Below are 21,283 nucleotides of genomic sequence, written 5' to 3' on the forward strand. Positions count from 1 at the left end.
ATTATTTTTTTTATGTTATTTGCTAGCGCTTACAAATATAGAGGCAAGACTAGCAGTGTTAAGGAAGATAAGGCAGCATGAAGGAAAGGAAGGTAGTATGTTAAGTTTAATTGGATTTGCAACGATACTAATTATTGTCATCCTATTGATCAAGGAGAAAGTCTCTCCTGTTATTGCGATGGTATTAATACCATTATTAGGTGCGTTTATTGCCGGTTTTGGCTTTGGTGAGATTGGCGAATATTTTAATCAAGGAATTGAGCAAGTTATTGATGTTGCTATTATGTTCATTTTTGCGATTCTCTTCTTTGGTATTATGCAGGATGCTGGGCTTTTTGATCCTTTAATTAATAAAATGATTGTGCTCTCAAAGGGAAATATCATTGCTGTAAGTGTAGCCACTGTGCTGATTGCCGCAGTAGCACAATTAGATGGATCCGGAGCGTCGACATTTCTGATTACCATCCCGGCTATGCTCCCGTTGTATAAGCGGCTGAATATGAACCCATATTTACTGCTCCTTTTGATCGCCGGAAGTGCCTCCATCATGAATATGGTCCCATGGGCAGGGCCTTTGGGTCGATCATCTTCTGTTCTAAGCGTGGATGTTACCGAGTTATGGTATCCGCTTATATCTATTCAGGTTATTGGTATGGTATTAATGATTGGTATAGCAGTCTTTCTCGGATATAGGGAAAAACGAAGAATCAAAGAGCAATTTGGAAATCAAGGCGCAGCGGTTGCGTCTGCGGCTGCACTTGAGGAGACAGCAGAAGCGACGGATACAGAGGGCGAACAATTTTCTGAAGCTGAAAATACGCTTGCACGTCCGAAATTAATTTGGGTAAATGCGATCATTGCCATAGGTGTAGTTGCATTGTTAGTATCGGGGATCATTCCGGCTGGCTTTGCATTTATGATTGGGCTTAGTATTGCACTGCCAATCAATTATCCAAAATTGAAAGATCAAACAGAACGAATCAAGGCACATGCCTCAAACGCTTTGACAATGGCAACGATCATTCTTGCTGCGGGGTCATTCTTAGGAATTCTAACAGGGACAGGCATGCTCGATGCCATAGCAGAAGACGGCGTCTCCGTTATGCCTGAAGCTGTTGGGCCATATTTGCATTTGGTTATCGGTGCCTTGGGTGTACCTTTTGACTTATTGTTAAGCACAGATGCCTATTATTTTGCATTACTTCCGGTAGTTGAACAGATTGCATCAGGTTTTGGTACAGGTTCGTTATCTACCGTATATGCAATGATCATTGGAAATATTGTAGGAACATTTGTCAGTCCACTGGCACCAGCGGTTTGGCTGGCGCTTGGCTTATCCGGCTTGGAAATGGGGCGTCATATCAAATATTCCCTCCCGTGGTTATGGGGATTAAGTATTGTACTATTGGTCATTGCAGTATTGATTGGTGTTGTTTAAATGGAGCGGAACGTGTAACATTTACGCGTTCTGTTTTTATATGGAGTATGTGAGATATGGACTTTGATTCCATCATGTACTTGATAGCGGCTGTCAGGTATGTGGCTGACTAATTTTGTCTCTATTATGTACTTGATAGTGGCTGTCAGGTATGTGGCTGATCGATTTTGTCTGCATCATGTACTTGATAGCGTCTGTCAGGTAAATGGCTGACTAATTTTGTCTGCATCATGTACTTGATAGTGGCTGTCAGGTATATGGCTGGCCGATTTTGTCTCTATTATGTACTTGATAGTGGCTGTCAGGTAAATGGCTGGCCGATTTTGTCTGCATCATGTACTTGATAGCGGTTGTCAGGTAAATGGGTGAGCGATTTTGTCTGCATCATGTACTTGATAGCGGCTGTCAGGTAAATGGCTGATCGATTTTGTCTGCATCATGTACTTGATAGCGGCTGTCAGGTATGTGGCTGACTAATTTTGTCTCTATTATGTACTTGATAGCGGTTGTCAGGTAAATGGCTGATCGATTTTGTCTGCATCATGTACTTGATAGCGGCCGTCAGGTAAGTGGCTGACTAATTTTGTCTCTATTATGTACTTGATAGCGGTTGTCAGGTAAATGGCTGATCGATTTTGTCTCTATCATGTACTTGATAGTGGCTGTCAGGTATATGGATGACCGATTTTATATCATGCATGTATTAGAGAGCGACTTTCTTGTGCATCGCATGAGGATCACATCTATTCAAGTATGTTTTCCAATAAATTTCCCTAAAGTTGTACTAATATAACAACATTTCAAATAATTACATGTTATACTAAGAAAAAGGAGGGATAAGTATGAGTAAAATAGTAAAAGCAATTCAGGATGACTATCCAGATGATTTTTCCTATTGCTATGGCTGTGGTCGCCTCAATGAGAACGGTCATCATTTCCGGACAGGATGGGATGGTGATCAAACAGTTACATTTCATAAGCCGCATGTTGCGTATACGGCAATTCCTGGATTTGTCTATGGCGGGTTGATAGCATCATTCATCGATTGTCACGGGACTGGTTCGGCATCACTTGCCTTGCACCGGAAGAATGGGTATGAGCCTGGTGATGGGGTGGATGCGCCTCGTTTTGTTACGGCATCGCTTGAGGTCAAATTTATTAAACCGACCCCACAGAATGTTACGTTAAAGGCAATTGGTTCCGTGGAAGAAATACATCCGAAGAAATTCAAGGTACATACGAAAGTGTTCGCGGATGATGTATGTTGTGCAAAGGCGGAGGTCATTGCAGCAGTCATGCCGGATACGTTTAATGATAAAGGATAACGTGGTACGCTAGTTCACTGAAGACACAGCAATAGTGATAGGCGAGAGGGTCGATGTTTGTCCCCCTGCCAATGGTTTCATTGCTTTATTCTTCGGCAGGGGGCTTGATTCCGCTAAATGATCTCCCAGCCACTTGCTTCTGCGACAGACTTTAATTGTGGCTCGGGCCGGACCGCGACCGGGTTTCCAACAAGTTCAAAAACAGGGAGATCTGCATAGCTGTCGGCATACGCGAAACTATTAGACCAGTCGATTTCTTTATTTGCCAGTGCAGTGTTGATTTTCATTCTTTTTCGTGAAGCTTGTACATGGTAGATTGGAGATTTACTATCAACATGCTGCGCTTGCAACGGGATGTCTGTCCCAATGATGGTATCAAAACGTAATCCTTTTGCGGCTGATTGAAACAGTGGTGTATACGCTCCAGAAATAAGTATGACATGATCATGATTGTTGATATGCTGCTCCAATCTCGCCATAACTTGCTGATTGAAATTCGGCCTCATTTTGTCAGCAATCTCCTCGAAATAGGTATCTAGTTCTTGTTTCGATAATTGATCAAGGGCAGATAAATAGATTTGCATGGAATGTTCTCTCATTTTAGCTTCGGGATAGATTTTCAATTTGCTTCCAATATAAGGAAGTAAAATCGACCGTAAAAATCGATTGTATTTGGCATGATAAATGGGATGATTTTTTAAGTGATCCATTAAAATGGGAAATGTTTCGTTCGCATATAACGTACCGTCGAAATCAAATAGGGCAACACGCATTTCTTTCACCTTTTCTATATGGAGTTATGATAATCATGCATGTTTTTAGAGAGCATGTCAAAATAGAGGAGGTGGCTTTGCGCTTGTTCTCTAGAGTACTCTTCCAACTGCTAAGCCGGTTATTCCACTTTTTTTATCGGCCAACATAAAACACGGCGAGCGGACGCATAATGCAGGAGCGCTTCCTCATGGATACTATTTTCTGCTAGAAAGGGGGTCATGTTTTGCTGGAGAATCGTAGCTTCTGCATCATGAATTTTCCATGGTCTATGATGAATGTCCCCCCTAAATAAAGCTCCGCCTTGATCAGACCATACGTAATATCTTTCCAATAACCAGTGAGCCAGGCTATCTCGTTCAGGATAATAGGCTCCAGAAATGGGGCGGTAACTTCCTTGAAAAATAGCATCAGAGTTACCACGGCGAATTGAGCTGTAATGGAAGGCACCTGCTCTTTGCTTCATTTTTATTTTTGCATAAAAATAGGGTAATGTAGTCATTCTGGCGCCTATGACTACGAGTAGCTTCTCGGCATCAAGGCTGAACATATAAATACCCGATTTTTTGTTTCTTCTGACATAGGTTCGCACGTTCAGTTCCAGAAAGGAACGCAGAAAAGGAAATGGCGGCATGTTGCGAAGGCGCATATCACATATTTTAAATGGTATGATCGTAATCCATGCTTTATCATCATAGGTGTCCAACTCAAGCCCCTCGGGAATGTGCTCCTTTATCACTTCCTGGGGAATAGGCAGGTGCATGAATAACAAATGCTCCCACTTTTGTGTTATGATCCAAGGGCCATCAGGTATGGGGTATTCACGATGTTGGGTGCTTTCTCGTATAGATTTATACATATTTTCTCCTATAGCTGATGTATTTATGTTTAGTATGGCAAATGGGTGAAAATTTTATTCGGAAGAAGGAGGGTGGAAATGGGAGAGGAAGCCTTCGAACCGGGAGAGGGAGCTTTCGAATCGGGAGAGATAGCCTTCGGATCGGGAGAGAAACCAGCCAAACCGGGAGAGGAAGCCTTCGGATCGGGAGAGAAACCAGCCAAACCGGGAGAGGAAGCCTTCGAATCGGGAGAGAAACCAGCCAAACCGGGAGAGGAAGCCTTCGAATCGGGAGAGATAGCCTTCGAACCGGGAGAGGAAGTCTTCGAATCGGGAGGTCCAGACTTCAAAACGGGAGAAGCACCACCCAAAACGGAGGAGTCCATCCAAAAACAGGTCAACTCCCCGCTTTTATTCCACTCTTTCCAGTTGATCTTCTAAAAATTGCATGCGCTGATTAAATAGCGTCGGATACGATAGAGATCCCAGCATGATGCTTGTGACAACAGCAGTTGTTAATAGAAGAAACAGGATGAGCAATTGGAATAGTACGGCTTGTACAGGATCAGCCCCTGCTATGATTTGTCCGCTCATCATGCCTGGTAACTGGACAAGTCCGATGGTTTTCTGACTTTCGATTGTCGGGATCGTACTCGCTTGAATGGAAGTGATCAACTGTTTGTGGATCGCTTGCTTAGGCGTTCCTCCGAGTGATAGTATCAGTTCCGTTTCATCCTGACGTGACTGCATTTCTGCAGTGAATCGATTGAGGAATAGGATGCCGAGCACCATGGAGTTTCCAATGACCATCCCACTAATCGGAATGATATATTGGGCAGTCGGTGGTGTAATATGCAAACCAAGCAAGATGCTTTGGGTTAATATTTCAACAAAAATGAATGTCACGACTAATTTCCATGTGATCCCTTTAATAGATGCCCCTTTTTTTCTGGCATTTTGTGTAGCAGCAGCAATCATGACCATAATCATTAACATGATATAAATCATATGTTCCGCATTGAATACGAATTGAAGGATATAACCTACCACTAACAATTGAATGATGGAACGAATGGTTGCAATAAGCGTGTCTTTTTCAAGGCCTAAGTTAAATGTTTTCGATAGGATAATCGGAATGAGGACAAATATAAGTGTAATGGCTAATGTTAGAAAGCTCATTCCAGTTCCCCCTTTACAAATCGTTTTACTTCAAGATTTTCCGGATCGTCCAATAGATCGCTTTTGCCGGATTCTATAACTTTGCCGTCCATCATCACCCACGTAAATGCCCCAATGGTGCGTGCTTGCTGCAGGTTGTGTGTGATCCAGATAATAGTAGTTCCATATTTTTGATTGATTTGCTTGATGAGTGCTTCGATGTCCTGTTGGGAGACACGATCCAGGGAAGAAGTGATTTCATCAAGTAATAGAATTTCCGGCTGGTTCACAAGCGTACGAGCAATGGAAAGTTTTTGGCGCTGTCCACCGGATAAATCCTTGGAATTTTTGCGTAAAAAAGAGGGGTCAAGGTCTACCATTCGCATTAATTCCTGCGCTCTTTCTTCTGATAATTGTTTTCCTTGCAGTGTTAGGGGCATGGCTAAATTCTTTTGTACACTGCCACTTAACATGGTTGCGCTTTGCAGTGCAATCGCAACGTTTCGACGTAATTTCACTGGTTCATATGCTTCGATTTTTTCATTTTTAATGTGGATTTCTCCTGAATTCGGTGATTTTAATCCATTACATAACCGGAATAATGTTGTTTTTCCGGCGCCGGATGGACCGATCAATGTCGTGATTTCCCCCTTTGGAAAATATCCTGTAATATCCTTTAAAATACGTACCCCATCAATGGAATAATTTACACGCTGGAACTGCACAGCTGCATTAGGATAGCTTGTCAATTTATTTCACTTCCTTAATCGTACATAAATTCTTATCTCATTTAGTGTTTCCCGTCTATGTACCATTATTATCAAAAATGGATGGTGTGACAAGTTATTTGGGATATACAGGGATTAGCTTGGAGTAAGAATGTCCGATCACTGCTGAGGAACCGAGAAGCGAAGCTCCTCCGGGTGATGAAGTCCCGAATGGAGCGAACTCACTCGAGGATGGTCACTCATCCGGGTGATGAAGTCCCGAACGGAGCGAACTCACTCGAGGATGGTCACTCATCCGGGTGATGAAGTCCCGAATAGAGCGAACTCGCTCGAGAATGGTCACTCATCCGGGTGATGAAGTCCCGAATGGAGCGAACTCGCTCGAGAATGGTCACTCATCCAAGTGATGAAGTCCCGAACAGAGCGAACTCACTCGAGGATGGTCACTCATCCAAGTGATGAAGTCCCGAACAGAGCGAACTCACTCAAGGATGGTCACTCATCCAAGCGATGAAGTCCCGAATGGAGCGAACTCACTCGAGGATGGTCACTCATCCAAGCGATGAAGTCCCGAATGGAGCGAACTCGCTCGAGAATGGTCACTCATCCAAGTGATGAAGTCCCGAACGGAGCGAACTCGCTCGAGAATGGTCACTCATCCAAGCGATGAAGCCCCGAATGGAGCGAACTCACTCGAGGATGGTCACTCATCCGGGTGATGAAGTCCCGAACAGAGCGAACTCGCCCGAGGATGGTCACTCATAAGAGAAAAAAGTCCCCATATGTAATATGACGTCTGGGCCTCGGCACGTCAAATAGATGAGCTCCCATCCCCAGCAGCTGATTATTTTATTCATAGTACGTCCATTGGCGTACGCCTATAGTAGTAAAATTAGCTGCTAGAATTCTTCTTATTGTCTTTTTTGATGGCACGACTTGGCACCAATTATGAATAATATTGGTTGTAATCGTTTCATTAGGAAACAGGGTCTTAAACTCTTTTACACTTCTTAATACAGCAGTTGTGACCGGCTCTTCATACCCACATTTTTTACAGACGCACTTCCGTTTTTCGACGAATATGGAGAAAGCTTTGCATTTTAGACAGGTAATCCCCTTTCGTAATTGTTCATAATCGTAGGAGGGTAACGTATTATATCGAGAATCGGTTATATGAGCTGCTAATAATTGATCGGCAAGTTTTTTGTGTTTTTCCGTTAATTTTGAAGGAATTGTGTTTAACTTCTCGATATATTGATTGACTTGGGTTGGAAAAATAATTGGTTTATCCAGAGGTGCCTGGTACAAAGTGAATGCAGAATTGATAAAGACTACTGAGGCATCAATTTGGGGCTTAAATCCGAGGTTGAGGAGTAACTGATGCAGTAAGGATTCACTTCTGCTTAACTGGTGAAGGGGATTAAGTACTTCTAATTTGGGTCTCTTAAATAGCTTATCCGATTGGTAATAATAATCACCCTCATAATTTTTAACTTCATAAACGTACATCTTTCCCGGCGCAATAATGAGAGAATCCATTTGGAAGGTGGTGTTATTTACTTCAAGTAACAAATCATTTAATATGAAGCAATCACATTGAAGCGTATCTGTTATCGTGTCAAATCGTACTTCCCCTTCATACCCTTTTTTTAAATGCAAATAGCGCTTTTCCTCCTTGCTAGTTAAATGTTTTCGCTTGTTGACTGCTTCTAAAATGATTAACTCTTTTGATTTCGTACGTATTTTATATGCCATCATCCACATCCTTTTCTTTCTAATTTCTAATTTCATTCTGTTATAAAAATGAATCACGTAAAAATTTGTCCGCTTCCCTGACATACCTTTTGATTTGGTATAATAAACATAATATAAGATTTATATGGGAGTGAGTCTATGAAAATAATCATAATAGGGAGTGGCATCGTCGGTGCAAGTGCAGCTTATCATCTGGCAAAAAATAATATCGATGTCATAGTGGTTGATAAAGAACATCAAGGAAATGCAACATCAGCTGGTGCAGGAATTGTATGTCCATGGATATCAAGTGTGCAAGATGAGGATTGGTATAGCATTGCAAAAGGTGGTGCGCGTTTCTATCCTACATTAATTGCGCAGTTAAAAGAGGATGGAGAACATGACGTAGGATATAAAAAAGTAGGCGCATTAGCTGTAAATTCGGATACTGAAACCCTGGATGAAATTGAGCGTAGAGCATCTGCCAAACAAAAAGATGCACCTGAAATGGGGGACATTGTAAGGCTCAATGCTGCTCAGACAAGAGAGCGATTTCCATTGTTGAATGAAGATTTAGAGTCTGTTTTTGTTCCCGGTGCTGCAAGAGTGGACGGGCGTTTACTTCGAAATGCGCTGAAGCGTGCTGCTCAAAAACATGGAGCAGAAATGATAAAAGGGGAAGCAAAGTTGCTATATCATAAGACAAGCGTAGAAGGTGTTGAAGTAAATGGCGAAAAGCTATATGCTGACACTGTTCTGATCGCAACAGGGGCTTGGGCTCCGTCCTTATTAGCACCTCTAGGTATCGATTTACATGTAGAACCACAACGTGGACAAATTGCTCATATCCATTTACCTAATACGGACACATCGAATTGGCCTGTTGTCCTGCCGCAAACCAGTCATTATATGTTGGCATTTGATGATTCACGCGTAGTAGCAGGGGCAACGAGAGAGACAGGGGCTGGATTCGATTATCGAACAACTGCAGGTGGTGTACATGAGGTTACTTCAGAGGCATTACATGTAGCTCCTGGCCTTTCTGATGGAACACTGCAGGAAGTTCGAATCGGATTTCGCCCGATGGGACCGGATGTCTTGCCCATACTCGGAGAGATGGAAACGCTAAACGGTGTAGTTTTAGCAACAGGCCTGGGAGCATCAGGGCTGACCATGGGACCGTATGTAGGTACATTAGCTGCTGCTTTGACAAGAGGAGAGGATACCGGGATAGATCTTTCTCCATATACACCGATGCGTGCCCTCAGTTCGGATGCAAAGGTATAGGAAAATAAAGCAACCTGCCAACTGTACAACGGCAGGTTGATCTCTTTTCTAACGGGCTTTACTTTTTGGATCAAAGGCATCGCGTAATCCATCGCCAATAAAGTTGATGGCTAAAACGGTAACAAAAATGGCCAAACCTGGTGGGATCCAGGCTTCCGGATGCTCACGGAGAATGCGGATATTCTGTGCTTCTGAAATCATGTTGCCCCATGTTGGTGTTGGCTGCGGAATACCGAAGCCGATAAAGCTAAGTCCGGATTCAATAATGATATAGCTTGCCATCATAAGTGTCGCATTAACAATGATGGGTCCAATAGCGTTTGGAATAAAATGCTTTACTATAATTCGAAAATCAGTTGCTCCGATTGCTTGGGCTCCTTGAACAAATTCCTGTTCTCTTAATGACAAATAGGTTCCTCGAATAATACGTGTTAAGTTCGGCCAAGCCGTTATAGCAATAATGGTGACAAATAATGTTATGGTTACTTCCTGTATGATTGCCATAATCGTTAAGACAAGTACGAGAAACGGAAGCATAAGCATAATGTCTGCACCACGCATAATGATGCTATCGACTTTTCCACCATAATAGCCAGCAATTGATCCTAGCACAACACCGATGGTAAGGGTGAAGAACATGGCGCTAAAGCCGACGATCAATGAAATCCGACCGCCGTATAACAACCTTGAAAAGTTATCCTGTCCTTGTCCATTGGTACCTAAAATATGTTCATCACTCGGCCCCTTTTCCACTAGTAATAGATCTGTCTTTTCCGGATCCAGATCGGTAAATACAGGAGCAAGAACGCAAACGGCAATAATGATCACGAGAAGAAAGCTACTTATAACGGCCATTTTATTTTTCATGAATCGGCGAAACGCCAATTGAAAGGGGCTTTTGCTTTTATGTTGTAGCCCGCTTGGACTCATTTCCGGCTGTGTTGATGGTGTTTCTTGTGGATTTGGCTGCATATACATTCACCTCAATCATATCGGATTCTTGGGTCGATAATGCTATAAAAGATATCGGCCAATAAATTACCTACAAGGATGAGTATTCCAAGTATCAAGGCAATCGCCATAACGACCGGGAAATCGCGATTTGTGACTGAACTCAGAAATAACGTTCCTAAACCTGGATATTGAAAGACTTGCTCGGTAATGACTGCACCGCTTAACAGCACGCCAACTTCAAATCCCATGATGGTAATAATAGGAATGAGTGCATTGCGCAACGTGTGCTTGTAGAGGACATTACGATCTGTCATTCCCTTTGCTCTTGCTGTACGGATATAGTCGCTGCCAAGAACATCAAGTACTTCCGAGCGCATGTAACGCATGTAGGTTGCTGTTCCCGCCAAGCCAAGTGTGATCCCAGGTAATATCATGTGGTGTATGCGATCTTTAAATGCTTCAAATCCAGTGAGCCCCGGCGTAGAAAGTGTTCCCTGTGCCGGGAACCAGCCTAAATGAATCGACAAAAGATAAATAGCAATCAGTCCAAAGAAAAAGTTTGGAATCGCCAGACCTAAAAAGCCAAATCCTGTTGCGCCATAATCAAGCAGCGAGTACGGGTTTCTAGCAGAATAAATCCCAATTGGAATTCCTACAATAATCGTAATACCTAATGAAAAAAGACCTAAATAAAGCGTGTTTAAAAAACGGGCCTCAATTAATTCAGCCACTGTACGTCCGTTAAAAACTAAAGAGTCGCCAAAATCGCCCTGTGCGGCAGAGCTAATCCAACGCCAATATTGAACAGGTACCGGATCATTTAATCCTAAGGCTTCCCGTTGTTGCTCGTACACTTCCGGGTCGACATTCGGATCCGAGAGTGATTGGCCTGTTAGAGCATCCCCAGGAGCTGCTAATGCAAGTCCAAATACAATGACGGTTAAGCAGAAAAGCATTGGGATAAAAATGAGAATACGGCGAATGATATATTTATACACTGAATCTCCCCCCTGATTAAAAAACGGGATATTTATATCTACTGATGGAAATAGCTATCATTGTTTGTTTTTATGGTGCGTCGGCTAACTGCTCAAGTAATGTTTGAAAAGAAAAAGCATGCGCGTGAATTCGCCGCACGCTTTTTCCTAACCATTTCGCTTATTACTCGGATACCCACCATAATTCCGGATCATTATTGAATTGGTATGGCATTGGGTCAATCCCATTTACTCGCTCATTCATCCCGTAAATGGAGTTTTGTGCAAATAAGAGAAGCGCCGGTAAGTCTTCTGAGAAAACAGATTGCCATTCACTGTATTTCTCGGCGCGGTAATCTTGTTCGAATGCCTCTGGAGGCTGCATCGCTTCTTGCATGAGTTGCTCGGATTCCTCATTGTTCCAGCGAGAGTAATTGTAAGCAGCATTAGCCCCCCATAAACCAGCTGGGTCAGGGTCACCGCTTCCTAAACTCCAACCAAGTAAATAAAGATCCCAATCCGTGTTATCGTCGGTTAATTCCTCCACGTATGCTGTCATTTCCTTCGGTTGACGCAAGTCGATGGTAATACCGACTTCCTCTAGAAATTGGGCAATAATGGGTGCAGCATCTTCACGAAGTTCGTTCCCTGTAGGATAATTCAGGTTAACGACCCATTCTTCCCCGTCCGGCGTCTCCCTCATGCCATCATCATTTGTATCGACATAACCTGCTTCATCAAGCAATGCATTCGCTTGTTCCGGATCATATTCGTAAGGTGTGCCAGCATCCTCATCATAAGCCCAGAATTGCTGCGCGATTGGTGCATTAATAACAGAACCATGTCCGTATAATAGGTTGTCAATGAGTGCCTCACGGTCAACCGCATAGGCCATTGCTTGGCGTACTAATTGGTCGCCCATATCCTCATTTTCCTCCCAGTTATCCGGATCAATGGTACCACTTTCCACGTCAGCATCCGGGCGGTGGTTGACTTTATATCCCATCAGCTGATACCCAAAATCCGTCTGTTCGATGAGGTCGATATGGTCAACGCCTGCCAAGGAGTCATAGTCTGCTGGTGGGACACCGGTTGGATCGCCGATGAAATCAATCTCCCCATTTTCCAGTAATCCAAGCATGACGGATTGTTCAACAATACGCCAGACGACCTGATCCAGGTATGGCTCGCCATTCCAATAGTCTGCGTTCTTTTCAAGTACGTATTGTTCACGGTCAAGCATTTCGGTGAACTGGAATGGTCCGGTACCGATAACTTCCCCGGCGTTAAGTGTTGCCGGATGTTCCGGCATTTCATCAATAGGGACATCTCCAAAGATATGTTCTGGAATAATGTCGAAACTTACATCTTTTTCAATCGTGACATTAGGATTTTCAAATTTAAAGGTAACCGTATGATCATCGTCAGCGACAACGCCTTCAAATTCGTCTGTATCCCCGTCATTAAATTCCTCGTAACCTAGCAGTCTCTCAACGTATTCTGTACGAATACCACCTGCTTCAATATAGCCGGGGCTGGACATGGCTTGGTACGTAAAGACAACATCATCTGCCGTGAAATCTTCCCCGTCATGCCATGTGACGCCTTCTTCAAGGTGTAATGTGATTTCGGTTTGATCCTCGTTAATTTCCCATTCTGTTGCTAAATTCGGTTCGAATTCCAACTCTTCATTTTGGGTGAGTAGCCCTTCATGGGTGAAGTCCAAAATGTTTGCTTCATAGGCCTCTTCATAAAAAATAGGGTTAAATACACCAGCAGGGGCTGTATCCATGGCACCTGTCAATGTACCGCCCATTTCCGGTTCACCAGCGTCTTCTTCGCCTTTATCTCCCGTTTCTTCTGTCTCTTCCTCCGCATTAGCTTCTCCGTCCCCATTCTCCTCGCCACCTGAAGTATCGCTGTTACAAGCGGCTAATACAATTCCGATTGTTAGTAAAAACATGAATAGCAGTAACCATTTTCGTTTTATCATTACATTATCCCCCTTATATTTTTGCATCGCTACATGATAGCCCTTTCATTTTCCATGAATCACCTCCATTCAGTAGTAAAATCCATCTTTTATGTGTCGACCTCATCGTATAAGTGGCATGCGACGTAATGACCGCCTCCCATATCCGTTAATTCCGGACGTTCTACCTGACATCGATCGTGAGCAAGAGGGCACCTGGTCCGGAATCCACATCCGGAAGGCGGGTCGGACGGACTTGGTAAATCTCCACTCAGGTGTATCTTTTCACGACGACGATGAATATCCGTTTGCGGCACAGATGAAAGTAATGCTTGTGTATATGGATGAAGCGGGTTATCATAAAGCGCTTTCTTATGTGCGATCTCAGCGATACGCCCAAGATACATAACGGCCACACGGTCGCTAATGTGTTTCACAACACTTAAATCATGCGCGATGAAAAGATAAGTTAAATCAAATTCTTCTTGTAAGTCAGCCATTAAATTCAACACTTGTGCTTGAATCGATACATCGAGCGCTGAAACCGGCTCATCACAAATAATAAATTTCGGATTAAGTGCCAGGGCGCGCGCAATACTGATTCGTTGACGTTGTCCACCGGAAAATTCATGGGGGTATTTCATGCGGTCACTTGCCCGCAGGCCTACTCTTTCCAGTAGTTCGCTAGATTTTTCTTTCCGTTCTGCTTTTTTGGCTGAGGTTTGAACAAGCAGTGGTTCTTCGATTAGTTCTCCAACACTCATTTTCGTATTAAGGGAAGCGAAAGGATCCTGAAAAACGATTTGCATGTTTTTTCGATATTCTCGGAGTTTCCGCCTGCTTAAAAGGGAAATATCATTACCTTCAAATAGGATTTCTCCTTCTGTTGGCTGAAGGAGACGGAGTATAACACGGCCTAGTGTTGATTTACCGGATCCTGATTCTCCAACAAGACCAAATGTCTCCCCTTTTTTAATTTCAATAGAGACGTCATCTACTGCTTTAACTTGGCCTACGGTGTGTTTGAAAACGCCTCCCTTAATGGGAAAATATTTTTTGATATGATTCGCTTGTACGAGTACTTCTTTTTCGTCTCTTTCTTTTTTGGTTTGCTGTTTGGATAGTTGTTCAAGTGTCACGTTATGCGGCCCCCCTTATTCATAAAGATAACAACGAACCTGATGATTGACTTCAATTTCAAGTAGCTCCGGGTTTGCTTCATAACAGCGATCCATTACATGTGGACATCGATCGGAAAAGCGGCAGCCTTTCGGAAAGCTATGTGCGGGTGGAACCGTGCCTTTAATTGCTCCAAGTCTACGAGTCTCTTTTTCAAGACTGGGTAAGCTACCTAGCAGCCCTGTCGTATATGGGTGTTTGGTTGTGTCAAATAGCTGTTCTACGGGCGCTTCTTCAACAACCTGGCCGCCATACATAACAAGGACGCGATTTGCGTATTCGGCAACAACGCCTAAATCGTGTGTGATTAGAAGTATTGCCATATTAAGCCTTTCTTTCATTTCATCTAATAAGTCTAATATTTGTGCTTGGATCGTAACGTCGAGTGCGGTGGAAGGTTCATCTGCGATAAGCAGTTTTGGTTCACAGGAGATTGCCATCGCAATCATCGCCCGTTGTCTCATACCACCCGACAACTGGTGAGGATATTCATGCATTACTTCTTCGGCCCTGGGAAATCCGACGACTTTTAATAATTCGATTGCTTCCTGTCTCGCTGCATGTTTGGATAGATTCTGATGCTTTCTTATTGTTTCCATAATCTGGTTGCCTATTGTGTATACGGGATTTAATGCTGTCATCGGTTCTTGGAAAATCATTGCAATGTCATTACCGCGGATTTTTGTCATCTGTTTCCCTGACTTTTCTAGTAGATTTTCGTCCTCAAGGCTAATCTTGCCCTCGATAATCTTTCCCGGTTTATTAACCAATTGCATGATAGACAATGATGTGATGCTCTTGCCACTTCCTGATTCCCCGACGATTGCCACTGTTTCTCCGGGCTTTACTTGAAAGTCAATCCCATCAACTGCCTTAGCAACCATGTTGTCTTCTAAGAAGAAATGCGTTTTTAACCCTTCAACTTGTAATAATGGCTTTTGGGTCACTCGCTTCACCTCACTTTGGGTTGAATTGTTGCACATAGTAAGCAAAATGTACTAGCTAAGCTAAAGTATATACTATTTTTGATATTTTTCAATAGTTTTTCAAAATGAATTTTATGTTTTTTATAAAAATAGTGAAATTAAAAAAGTAGAAAAAGGGGGCAGATACTGGTAGAGACTATTGGTATGATTATATTCATCAGGATAAAAGTATATGTAAGAATATTGGAAATATTAAGGTCAAAAAAAGAAGCGAAGAAGCGGATTTCTGCTTGTGTAAACCGATATAAAACGTACCCATACGGGATAGTGGGTGTTTGAATGCAAAAGAGCACGTTCCAACCGGTAAAAGCAACAACCATACTTCTGCCTCAGTCAGCATAAATCTTTAATAACATATATCGAATAATTGCCCCTACTCCTAAGCCAATTGGCAAAAACAGGATCGGCAGCCACATGGGTCCAATCAAGGTTCCAAAAATTGTAAACCTAGCGGAAAAAATCAAGCCTATTGTTACAAAATAGGCTGAGAACACAAGAGGTAAGTATGCAAATGGTTTTTCTCCTCCGCCTGCATCTTTATAGGCATCCCAAATGGCAAAGAAATATAAACATGGGTAAAACATAAGCCACAAATAATTGGTCGCTTCAATGGCTTCCGGGATTTTTCCATTGAAACTTAATACAATCACACGATTGAAATTTCCCATCACATTCACTAAAAATTCCAGGCCAACCAATAAAAAGCCTTTTCCATACTTTTGATTTAATAATTGTGCGAATCCGGGGAGGGCAATACTCCATAATAGAGCCTCTAATTTTTTGCTTTTTTTATTTATCTTTTTCTCCATAGGCTTTCCTATTTCGCTAATTTTTTTCGATCTGCTGCCATTGGAGGTTGTTCCATCCAGCCATGATCAATCATAATATTCGCCCCGTCTTCCGCATAGGCAGCTATCTCTGCTGATAAACGTGTATATTGAGCGGCTAGGTCTCTCCTTGGACTTGCCGCCAGTCCCACACTATATTGGCCTATACTAGATGCTATTAAGACAGTAACCAACTCCATCATCAACTTATCTGAAAAGGGAGAAACCGTTGATTCTGTTACCTCGGGTGTCATTAATAATGCGCTATTCGATAGATAATCTTCATTTAAAATAGAGGAAAATATTTCGGCATGTTTCCCGGAGATGTCGCGTCCTCTTTCAAAAAACTTCCTAACTTCCTTGGTTTGTGCGACCTGACTGAATCCCGTGATCAAGGCTTGTCCTAGGGCATTTCGTCTTGCGTTAAAAATAAGATGGGTAATTTCAACTCCAAGTAAAGGTCGACGATCTGCAAACCAACCTGCCAAGAAACTCTGCTTCTTTACAAAATCAATCTGCTTCGGTTTTGGAAGAAGGGGGGCACGGATATAAATGCCTTTTTCCTTCAGTAACTCCTTGAGTTGCTTATGAAGATCCTGCGCAGTCGTTACGTTTTCGGTGTAAAAGTCGATCACATCCTCGCGCTCAGCAGACACAAGGGCAGAGGTATTGGATACCAGAGCTAAATTTGCCATATTTAGCATGTATTCCAGATAAAGTTTATCTGAGAAAAGGCGCGGTGCTTCCAAAGTAATATCGTGCCCGGTAAACCCTTGGGGTATCGGATAGTCCTCCTGAATAAAAAAATTCGTTACTATTTCAACACGTTGCTCTTTTAGAGTTAAATTATGCTCAATCATCGTACGTACTTCTTCATCGTCAACATGAGACAGGAAATGTTTAAGCCCGCATATTGCCATGGTGTCACTTTGGTACGTTGTCCAAAGGGTAGATATTTCGGATGCGGTAAGCTCAATATGTTTATAATCTCCCATTTTTCGATTACTCCTTTCGTTGTTTGCGATTATCTCAGTTATCTCCAGTGGGTTGGAATAGATAGGGGGCGATTGTCCCTTGATCTAGAGTCAACTGTCCATAGTTTGTCGCGGACTGGTACGTTTATACATGGTTGATGTTTTTGTATAAAATGACGTAATTAGGGAAAACGAAGATAAACAGATCATCAACGGATTAGAGGGATGAAATGGTATTGCGTTCACGTTATAAACGAAGAAAAAATCAAATAGAAAGGCCAAGGGAAGAGGACTTTTCGATTACGATTTTTAAAGAATTGGATAAAAATGTGGATAATCTTAAAAAAATGCTTGATGATCCGGAAGATTTGGTTATACGGGAATTCACCGTTCATACTACAACACAGAAATGTGCCATTGCCTATATCGATGGATTAGTCGACCCGTATACCGTCAATAACAGCATTCTTAAAAATCTACAACAAAGTATGGAACCCCAATCTCCAAACGAAGTAGAAACGCTTTTTGAGGACATTTACAGAGAAATCATATCGGTTGGTGATATCAAAGAAGAAACAACATTAGATGCCATTTCCCAAGGGCTTTTTTACGGTAGTACCATTCTTTACTTGGATGGATTGGATAAAGTATTGATCGTAGAAACCATTGGCTGGGAAACTCGCGCCATTGAGGAACCTTCAACAGAACCTGTCATACGCGGCTCAAAAGAAGGATTTGTTGAAAATATTAGAACCAATACAGCGTTACTCAGACGGAACCTTCAAGGTCCCAATCTTCGTTTTAAGTCATATAAAATTGGACGTCGTTCCAAGAAAGACCTTATTGTGGCTTATATTGCAGGGATTAGCAATCCGGATTTAGTAAAGGAAATAAAGCGGCGTATTGAAACCATTGATATCGATTTTGCTCCGGAGTCCGGCTATATTGAACAGTGGATTGAAGATAGTTTCATGTCCCCATTCCCGCAAGTATTAAATACGGAGAGGCCGGATCGAGCCTCTGCTGCACTTGCACAAGGGAAAGTGGTTATTCTACTTGACGGTACGCCGTTTGTATTAATTGCTCCCGCTACGATAGGGAACACATTGCAATCTCCGGAGGACTATTATGAGCGCTGGATAATTGGTTCTCTCATAAGAGTATTAAGGTGGGGTGGGGCATTTATTACTATATTCCTGCCTGCTTTATATATTGCATTAGTTTCGTATCAACAGGGAATGATTCCATCCGATTTAGCCTTCTCCATTGCAGCGACAAGAGATGGCGTTCCTTTTCCGGCCTTTGTTGAAGCAGTCATGATGGGGGTAGTTATGGAATTACTCCGGGAGGCAGGCGCACGTTTGCCGACATCCATTGGAGAAACGATTGGTATTGTTGGTGGATTGGTTATCGGAGATGCAGCGGTGCAGGCTGGGATTGTAAGCCCGGTCATGGTTGTTGTGGTTGCATTAACGGCCATCGCATCTTTTGCCGTTCCCGAGTATAGTACAGCGATTTCCTTTCGATTGATTCGTTTTTTAACGATGATTTCGGCCGCTGTACTGGGGTTATTTGGTATCATTCTTGTTTACATTGCGATTAATATTCATATCGTAAACTTGAAAAGCTTTGGAATTCCTTATTCTACTCCTTTTGCACCGACATTTCGTGGAGACTTTAAGGATCTTGTTACGCGTGCGCCTCTACCCGCTATGTTAAAGCGACCGCAGTATCTAAAGCCGGAAGACAAAACGTCTGCGAATAGAGAGGATAAAGGTTCATGAAACAATTTAAATATGCGGACGATAAAATTACCGAAAGGGAGATCATGTTTGCGATTCCTTCCATCGTGATTGGTGTCGGTATTCTTTCCCTACCAAAAACGTTAGCGGCCGTAACTGTTTCCTCAGATGGATGGATTCCAATACTTATTAGTGGAATTCTTGTTACATTTATCACTTGGAGTGTGGCTCGTATTGCAGCAAGCTTCCCCAATCAGGATTTCCTTACCTATGCATCTAAAATTTTGACGAAACCAGTTGCAATAATAATAACATTTCTGTTTGCGGCTATCGCATTAAATGTAGCTGCACTTACGGTTCGCAGAATTGCTGATATTTCGAAGAACTATTTATTCGATCGTACACCGATTGAAGTTATCGCATTTGCTTTCTTGCTTCTCGTCGTTTACGGTGTTTCAGGATCAAGAACCGGATTATTTCGTTTGAATATGATGTTCCTTCCGATTATTGTCTTTATTTCTGTTGCTGTTTTGGCTATTAATATAGGCTGGTTTAAACCGGAGAATATACTTCCTGTGTTTGAAACAAATTTTCGTGGATATGTGAAAGGAATAGGGACAAGTATTACTTCCTATACCGGCGTTTTTATTTTATGGTTTTATGTTGCACTTGTTAAACAACCAGAAAAAGCCCCCAAAAAGGCCGTACATGGTATGGTTATGCCTATCGTTTTGTATATTTTATTCTTCCTAGCGTGTATAGGGGTATTTGGGAACGAAGTGACGAAAAACATGCTTTATCCTGTCATTGAGTTGGGGAAGGTCGTTGAGGTTCCGGGGGGATTTTTTCAGCGATTTGAATCCGTTTTTTTTGTTATTTGGATTATGGCTATTTTTAATTCGACAGCAATGGCCTTGGACATCGGTGTTTTTGCGGTAAATTCCATTTTCAAAAGAATAACGAAAATCAAGTTGGTGTTTATTTTATCCCCTATTGTGTATCTCATTAGTATGTTCCCGGAAACGATTGTAGGTGTAGACAAATTTGCAACTGCTGTCGGTTATATTACCTTTTTATTTACCGTGTTTATGGCCGTACTGCTGTTTGTTACGTCTAAATGGAGGGGAGTGAGGCGGGGTGAATAAACATGTGTTTCGATTAATTTGTTTATCCATGGTGATTCTACTCACAGGCTGTTGGGATGAGGTAGATATTGAAGAACGTGGGTTTATCATCGGCTCAGCGATTGATCTGGCTGAAAACTATGATCCTGATAATCCGCAGATAACGGTGACAAATCAGTTTGTCGTTCCCGGTCAATTAGATAATCCTGCACAGCAAGGAGGAGGAAAAGCATATGAAAATTTGTCCGTCAGTGGTGGAAGCGTATTTGGGATTGAGCGGGAAATGGGGACATTAACAAACTTGGTGCCATTTTTTCAGCATTTAAAAGTAATTATTGTGTCTGAAGAAGTGGCGCGAGAGCCAAACTTATTTTCAAGTCTTATGGACTTCTATATTCGTGATCATGAAATGAGAAGAGAAATCAGGGTACTGATTTCAGAAGGAGATGCCCGTGATATACTTGAAATAGAACCGCAAAATGAAGATATCCCTGCCATGTATATTCATGATGTTGTCGAAAATAGGAATCGGATGCTCGAAACATTGGACCCGATAAGAATTGGCGATGTTCAAGAATATTTACTGGATAGGAGCAGTTATGTCATTCCGCAAGTCATTCCCAATCAAGATAAAGTAAATTATCGAGGTGCAGGGGTATTTTATGGGGCAGATGACAAACTGGCGGGAGTACTGGATGAGGATGAAGCAGCAGGATTGAATCTGATCAATGGCGATAAAAATGGAGGAACTATACACTTTGAGATTGATGGGCGGTCCATGACGTATGAGATTGAAAATATGAAAAGCCATACAACAATCAAACCAAAAGACACAGAACATATAGATATATCCATAACGGTGGAGGTAGAAGGATCCATATCAGAGATGTTTGGTGATAGAAGACTCTTGCAATCGGAATATATATCGGAAATTGAGGAAAAGATTGATGAAAAAATGGAACAACTCATAAACGATACGTTGGAAAAGGGACAGCATGAATTAGGAGTGGATTTTTTTGACTTTCATCGTATCTTACAACAAGACCACTATAAGGTATGGAAACAAATAGAGGATGATTGGGATAGGGGTAAACATATTTTTTCAAAGAGCAATATTGACGTTACAGCAGATTCCACTGTCCGGTCGACCGGGTCCAGTGATAAGACAAAGAATCGGTGAAATGAGTGATATATACATGTGGGATAAACTGATAGGGTTATTACCTGAAAATATGGTACTCGTATGCACTATTCTGATATTTGTCATCC

At 42.2% G+C, this 21,283-nt stretch carries 19 protein-coding genes; 7 read left to right on the forward strand and 12 right to left on the reverse strand.

Features of this window, described 5'->3' with window-relative positions:
* Positions 1-97 precede the first annotated feature (97 nt).
* Both KFZ56_RS05300 and KFZ56_RS05305 read left to right on the forward strand, forming a co-directional pair.
* Positions 98-1,438: a CitMHS family transporter gene (locus KFZ56_RS05300; RefSeq protein ID WP_222640742.1), complete on the forward strand. Its 1,341-nt coding sequence runs from the start codon at positions 98-100 to the stop codon at positions 1,436-1,438.
* Between the two features lie 842 nt (positions 1,439-2,280).
* Positions 2,281-2,763: a PaaI family thioesterase gene (locus KFZ56_RS05305; protein WP_222640744.1), complete on the forward strand. Its 483-nt coding sequence runs from the start codon at positions 2,281-2,283 to the stop codon at positions 2,761-2,763.
* Between the two features lie 113 nt (positions 2,764-2,876).
* On the opposite strand, the gene KFZ56_RS05310 is transcribed toward KFZ56_RS05305, so the two are convergent.
* Both KFZ56_RS05310 and KFZ56_RS05315 read right to left on the reverse strand, forming a co-directional pair.
* Positions 2,877-3,536, reverse strand: coding sequence for an HAD family hydrolase (locus tag KFZ56_RS05310; protein ID WP_222640745.1), 660 nt, complete (start codon positions 3,534-3,536; stop codon positions 2,877-2,879).
* Positions 3,537-3,655: 119 nt separating this feature from the next.
* Positions 3,656-4,393 (reverse strand): YqjF family protein, encoded by a 738-nt coding sequence (locus KFZ56_RS05315; protein ID WP_222640746.1) that lies wholly within the window; start codon positions 4,391-4,393, stop codon positions 3,656-3,658.
* 78 nt (positions 4,394-4,471) lie between these two features.
* Between KFZ56_RS05315 and KFZ56_RS05320 the strand changes: the two genes are divergently transcribed.
* On the forward strand, positions 4,472-4,813 hold the full coding sequence (locus KFZ56_RS05320) for a hypothetical protein (RefSeq protein ID WP_222640747.1): 342 nt from the start codon (positions 4,472-4,474) through the stop codon (positions 4,811-4,813).
* Here KFZ56_RS05320 and KFZ56_RS05325 read toward each other — a convergent pair.
* The 3 genes from KFZ56_RS05325 to KFZ56_RS05335 all read right to left on the reverse strand — a co-directional run bounded on the left by KFZ56_RS05325 (position 4,784) and on the right by KFZ56_RS05335 (position 8,013).
* On the reverse strand, positions 4,784-5,551 hold the full coding sequence (locus KFZ56_RS05325) for an ABC transporter permease (RefSeq protein ID WP_222640748.1): 768 nt from the start codon (positions 5,549-5,551) through the stop codon (positions 4,784-4,786). The genes KFZ56_RS05320 and KFZ56_RS05325 overlap by 30 nt on opposite strands.
* Complete coding sequence (locus tag KFZ56_RS05330) at positions 5,548-6,279, reverse strand: ABC transporter ATP-binding protein (protein WP_222640749.1); 732 nt, start codon at positions 6,277-6,279, stop codon at positions 5,548-5,550. Before KFZ56_RS05330 ends, KFZ56_RS05325 begins: the two co-directional genes overlap by 4 nt.
* A gap of 828 nt (positions 6,280-7,107) precedes the next feature.
* Positions 7,108-8,013, reverse strand: coding sequence for a nuclease-related domain-containing protein (locus tag KFZ56_RS05335; RefSeq protein WP_222640751.1), 906 nt, complete (start codon positions 8,011-8,013; stop codon positions 7,108-7,110).
* Between the two features lie 138 nt (positions 8,014-8,151).
* Between KFZ56_RS05335 and KFZ56_RS05340 the strand changes: the two genes are divergently transcribed.
* Entirely contained in the window at positions 8,152-9,279 is a 1,128-nt protein-coding gene (locus KFZ56_RS05340) for an NAD(P)/FAD-dependent oxidoreductase (protein ID WP_222640752.1), read from the forward strand.
* Positions 9,280-9,327: 48 nt separating this feature from the next.
* Here the strand turns inward: KFZ56_RS05340 and opp4C are convergent, their stop codons facing one another.
* The 7 genes from opp4C to KFZ56_RS05375 all read right to left on the reverse strand — a co-directional run bounded on the left by opp4C (position 9,328) and on the right by KFZ56_RS05375 (position 17,169).
* Complete coding sequence (gene opp4C / locus KFZ56_RS05345; RefSeq protein ID WP_222640753.1) at positions 9,328-10,251, reverse strand: oligopeptide ABC transporter permease; 924 nt, start codon at positions 10,249-10,251, stop codon at positions 9,328-9,330.
* Between the two features lie 11 nt (positions 10,252-10,262).
* Positions 10,263-11,231, reverse strand: a complete 969-nt coding sequence (locus KFZ56_RS05350; protein ID WP_222640754.1) for an ABC transporter permease — start codon at positions 11,229-11,231, stop codon at positions 10,263-10,265.
* Positions 11,232-11,394: 163 nt separating this feature from the next.
* Positions 11,395-13,203, reverse strand: a complete 1,809-nt coding sequence (locus tag KFZ56_RS05355) for a peptide-binding protein (protein WP_222640755.1) — start codon at positions 13,201-13,203, stop codon at positions 11,395-11,397.
* A gap of 89 nt (positions 13,204-13,292) precedes the next feature.
* On the reverse strand, positions 13,293-14,321 hold the full coding sequence (locus KFZ56_RS05360) for an ABC transporter ATP-binding protein (RefSeq protein WP_222640756.1): 1,029 nt from the start codon (positions 14,319-14,321) through the stop codon (positions 13,293-13,295).
* A 15-nt stretch (positions 14,322-14,336) separates the two neighbouring features.
* Complete coding sequence (locus tag KFZ56_RS05365; RefSeq protein ID WP_309228256.1) at positions 14,337-15,308, reverse strand: ABC transporter ATP-binding protein; 972 nt, start codon at positions 15,306-15,308, stop codon at positions 14,337-14,339.
* Between the two features lie 368 nt (positions 15,309-15,676).
* Entirely contained in the window at positions 15,677-16,156 is a 480-nt protein-coding gene (locus KFZ56_RS05370; RefSeq protein ID WP_222640758.1) for a hypothetical protein, read from the reverse strand.
* Positions 16,157-16,164: 8 nt separating this feature from the next.
* Positions 16,165-17,169, reverse strand: coding sequence for a DUF3231 family protein (locus tag KFZ56_RS05375; RefSeq protein ID WP_222640759.1), 1,005 nt, complete (start codon positions 17,167-17,169; stop codon positions 16,165-16,167).
* 209 nt (positions 17,170-17,378) lie between these two features.
* Between KFZ56_RS05375 and KFZ56_RS05380 the strand changes: the two genes are divergently transcribed.
* From KFZ56_RS05380 to KFZ56_RS05390, 3 genes are read left to right on the forward strand one after another with little or no spacing between them, the layout of a single operon-like run.
* On the forward strand, positions 17,379-18,932 hold the full coding sequence (locus tag KFZ56_RS05380) for a spore germination protein (RefSeq protein ID WP_222640761.1): 1,554 nt from the start codon (positions 17,379-17,381) through the stop codon (positions 18,930-18,932).
* On the forward strand, positions 18,929-20,035 hold the full coding sequence (locus tag KFZ56_RS05385) for a GerAB/ArcD/ProY family transporter (protein ID WP_222640762.1): 1,107 nt from the start codon (positions 18,929-18,931) through the stop codon (positions 20,033-20,035). Before KFZ56_RS05380 ends, KFZ56_RS05385 begins: the two co-directional genes overlap by 4 nt.
* Positions 20,028-21,194, forward strand: a complete 1,167-nt coding sequence (locus KFZ56_RS05390; protein WP_222640764.1) for a Ger(x)C family spore germination protein — start codon at positions 20,028-20,030, stop codon at positions 21,192-21,194. Before KFZ56_RS05385 ends, KFZ56_RS05390 begins: the two co-directional genes overlap by 8 nt.
* Positions 21,195-21,283: the final 89 nt, after the last annotated feature.

Source organism: Virgibacillus sp. NKC19-3 (assembly GCF_019837165.1).
GTDB classification, from domain to species: Bacteria; Bacillota; Bacilli; order Bacillales; family Amphibacillaceae; genus Virgibacillus_L; species Virgibacillus_L saliphilus.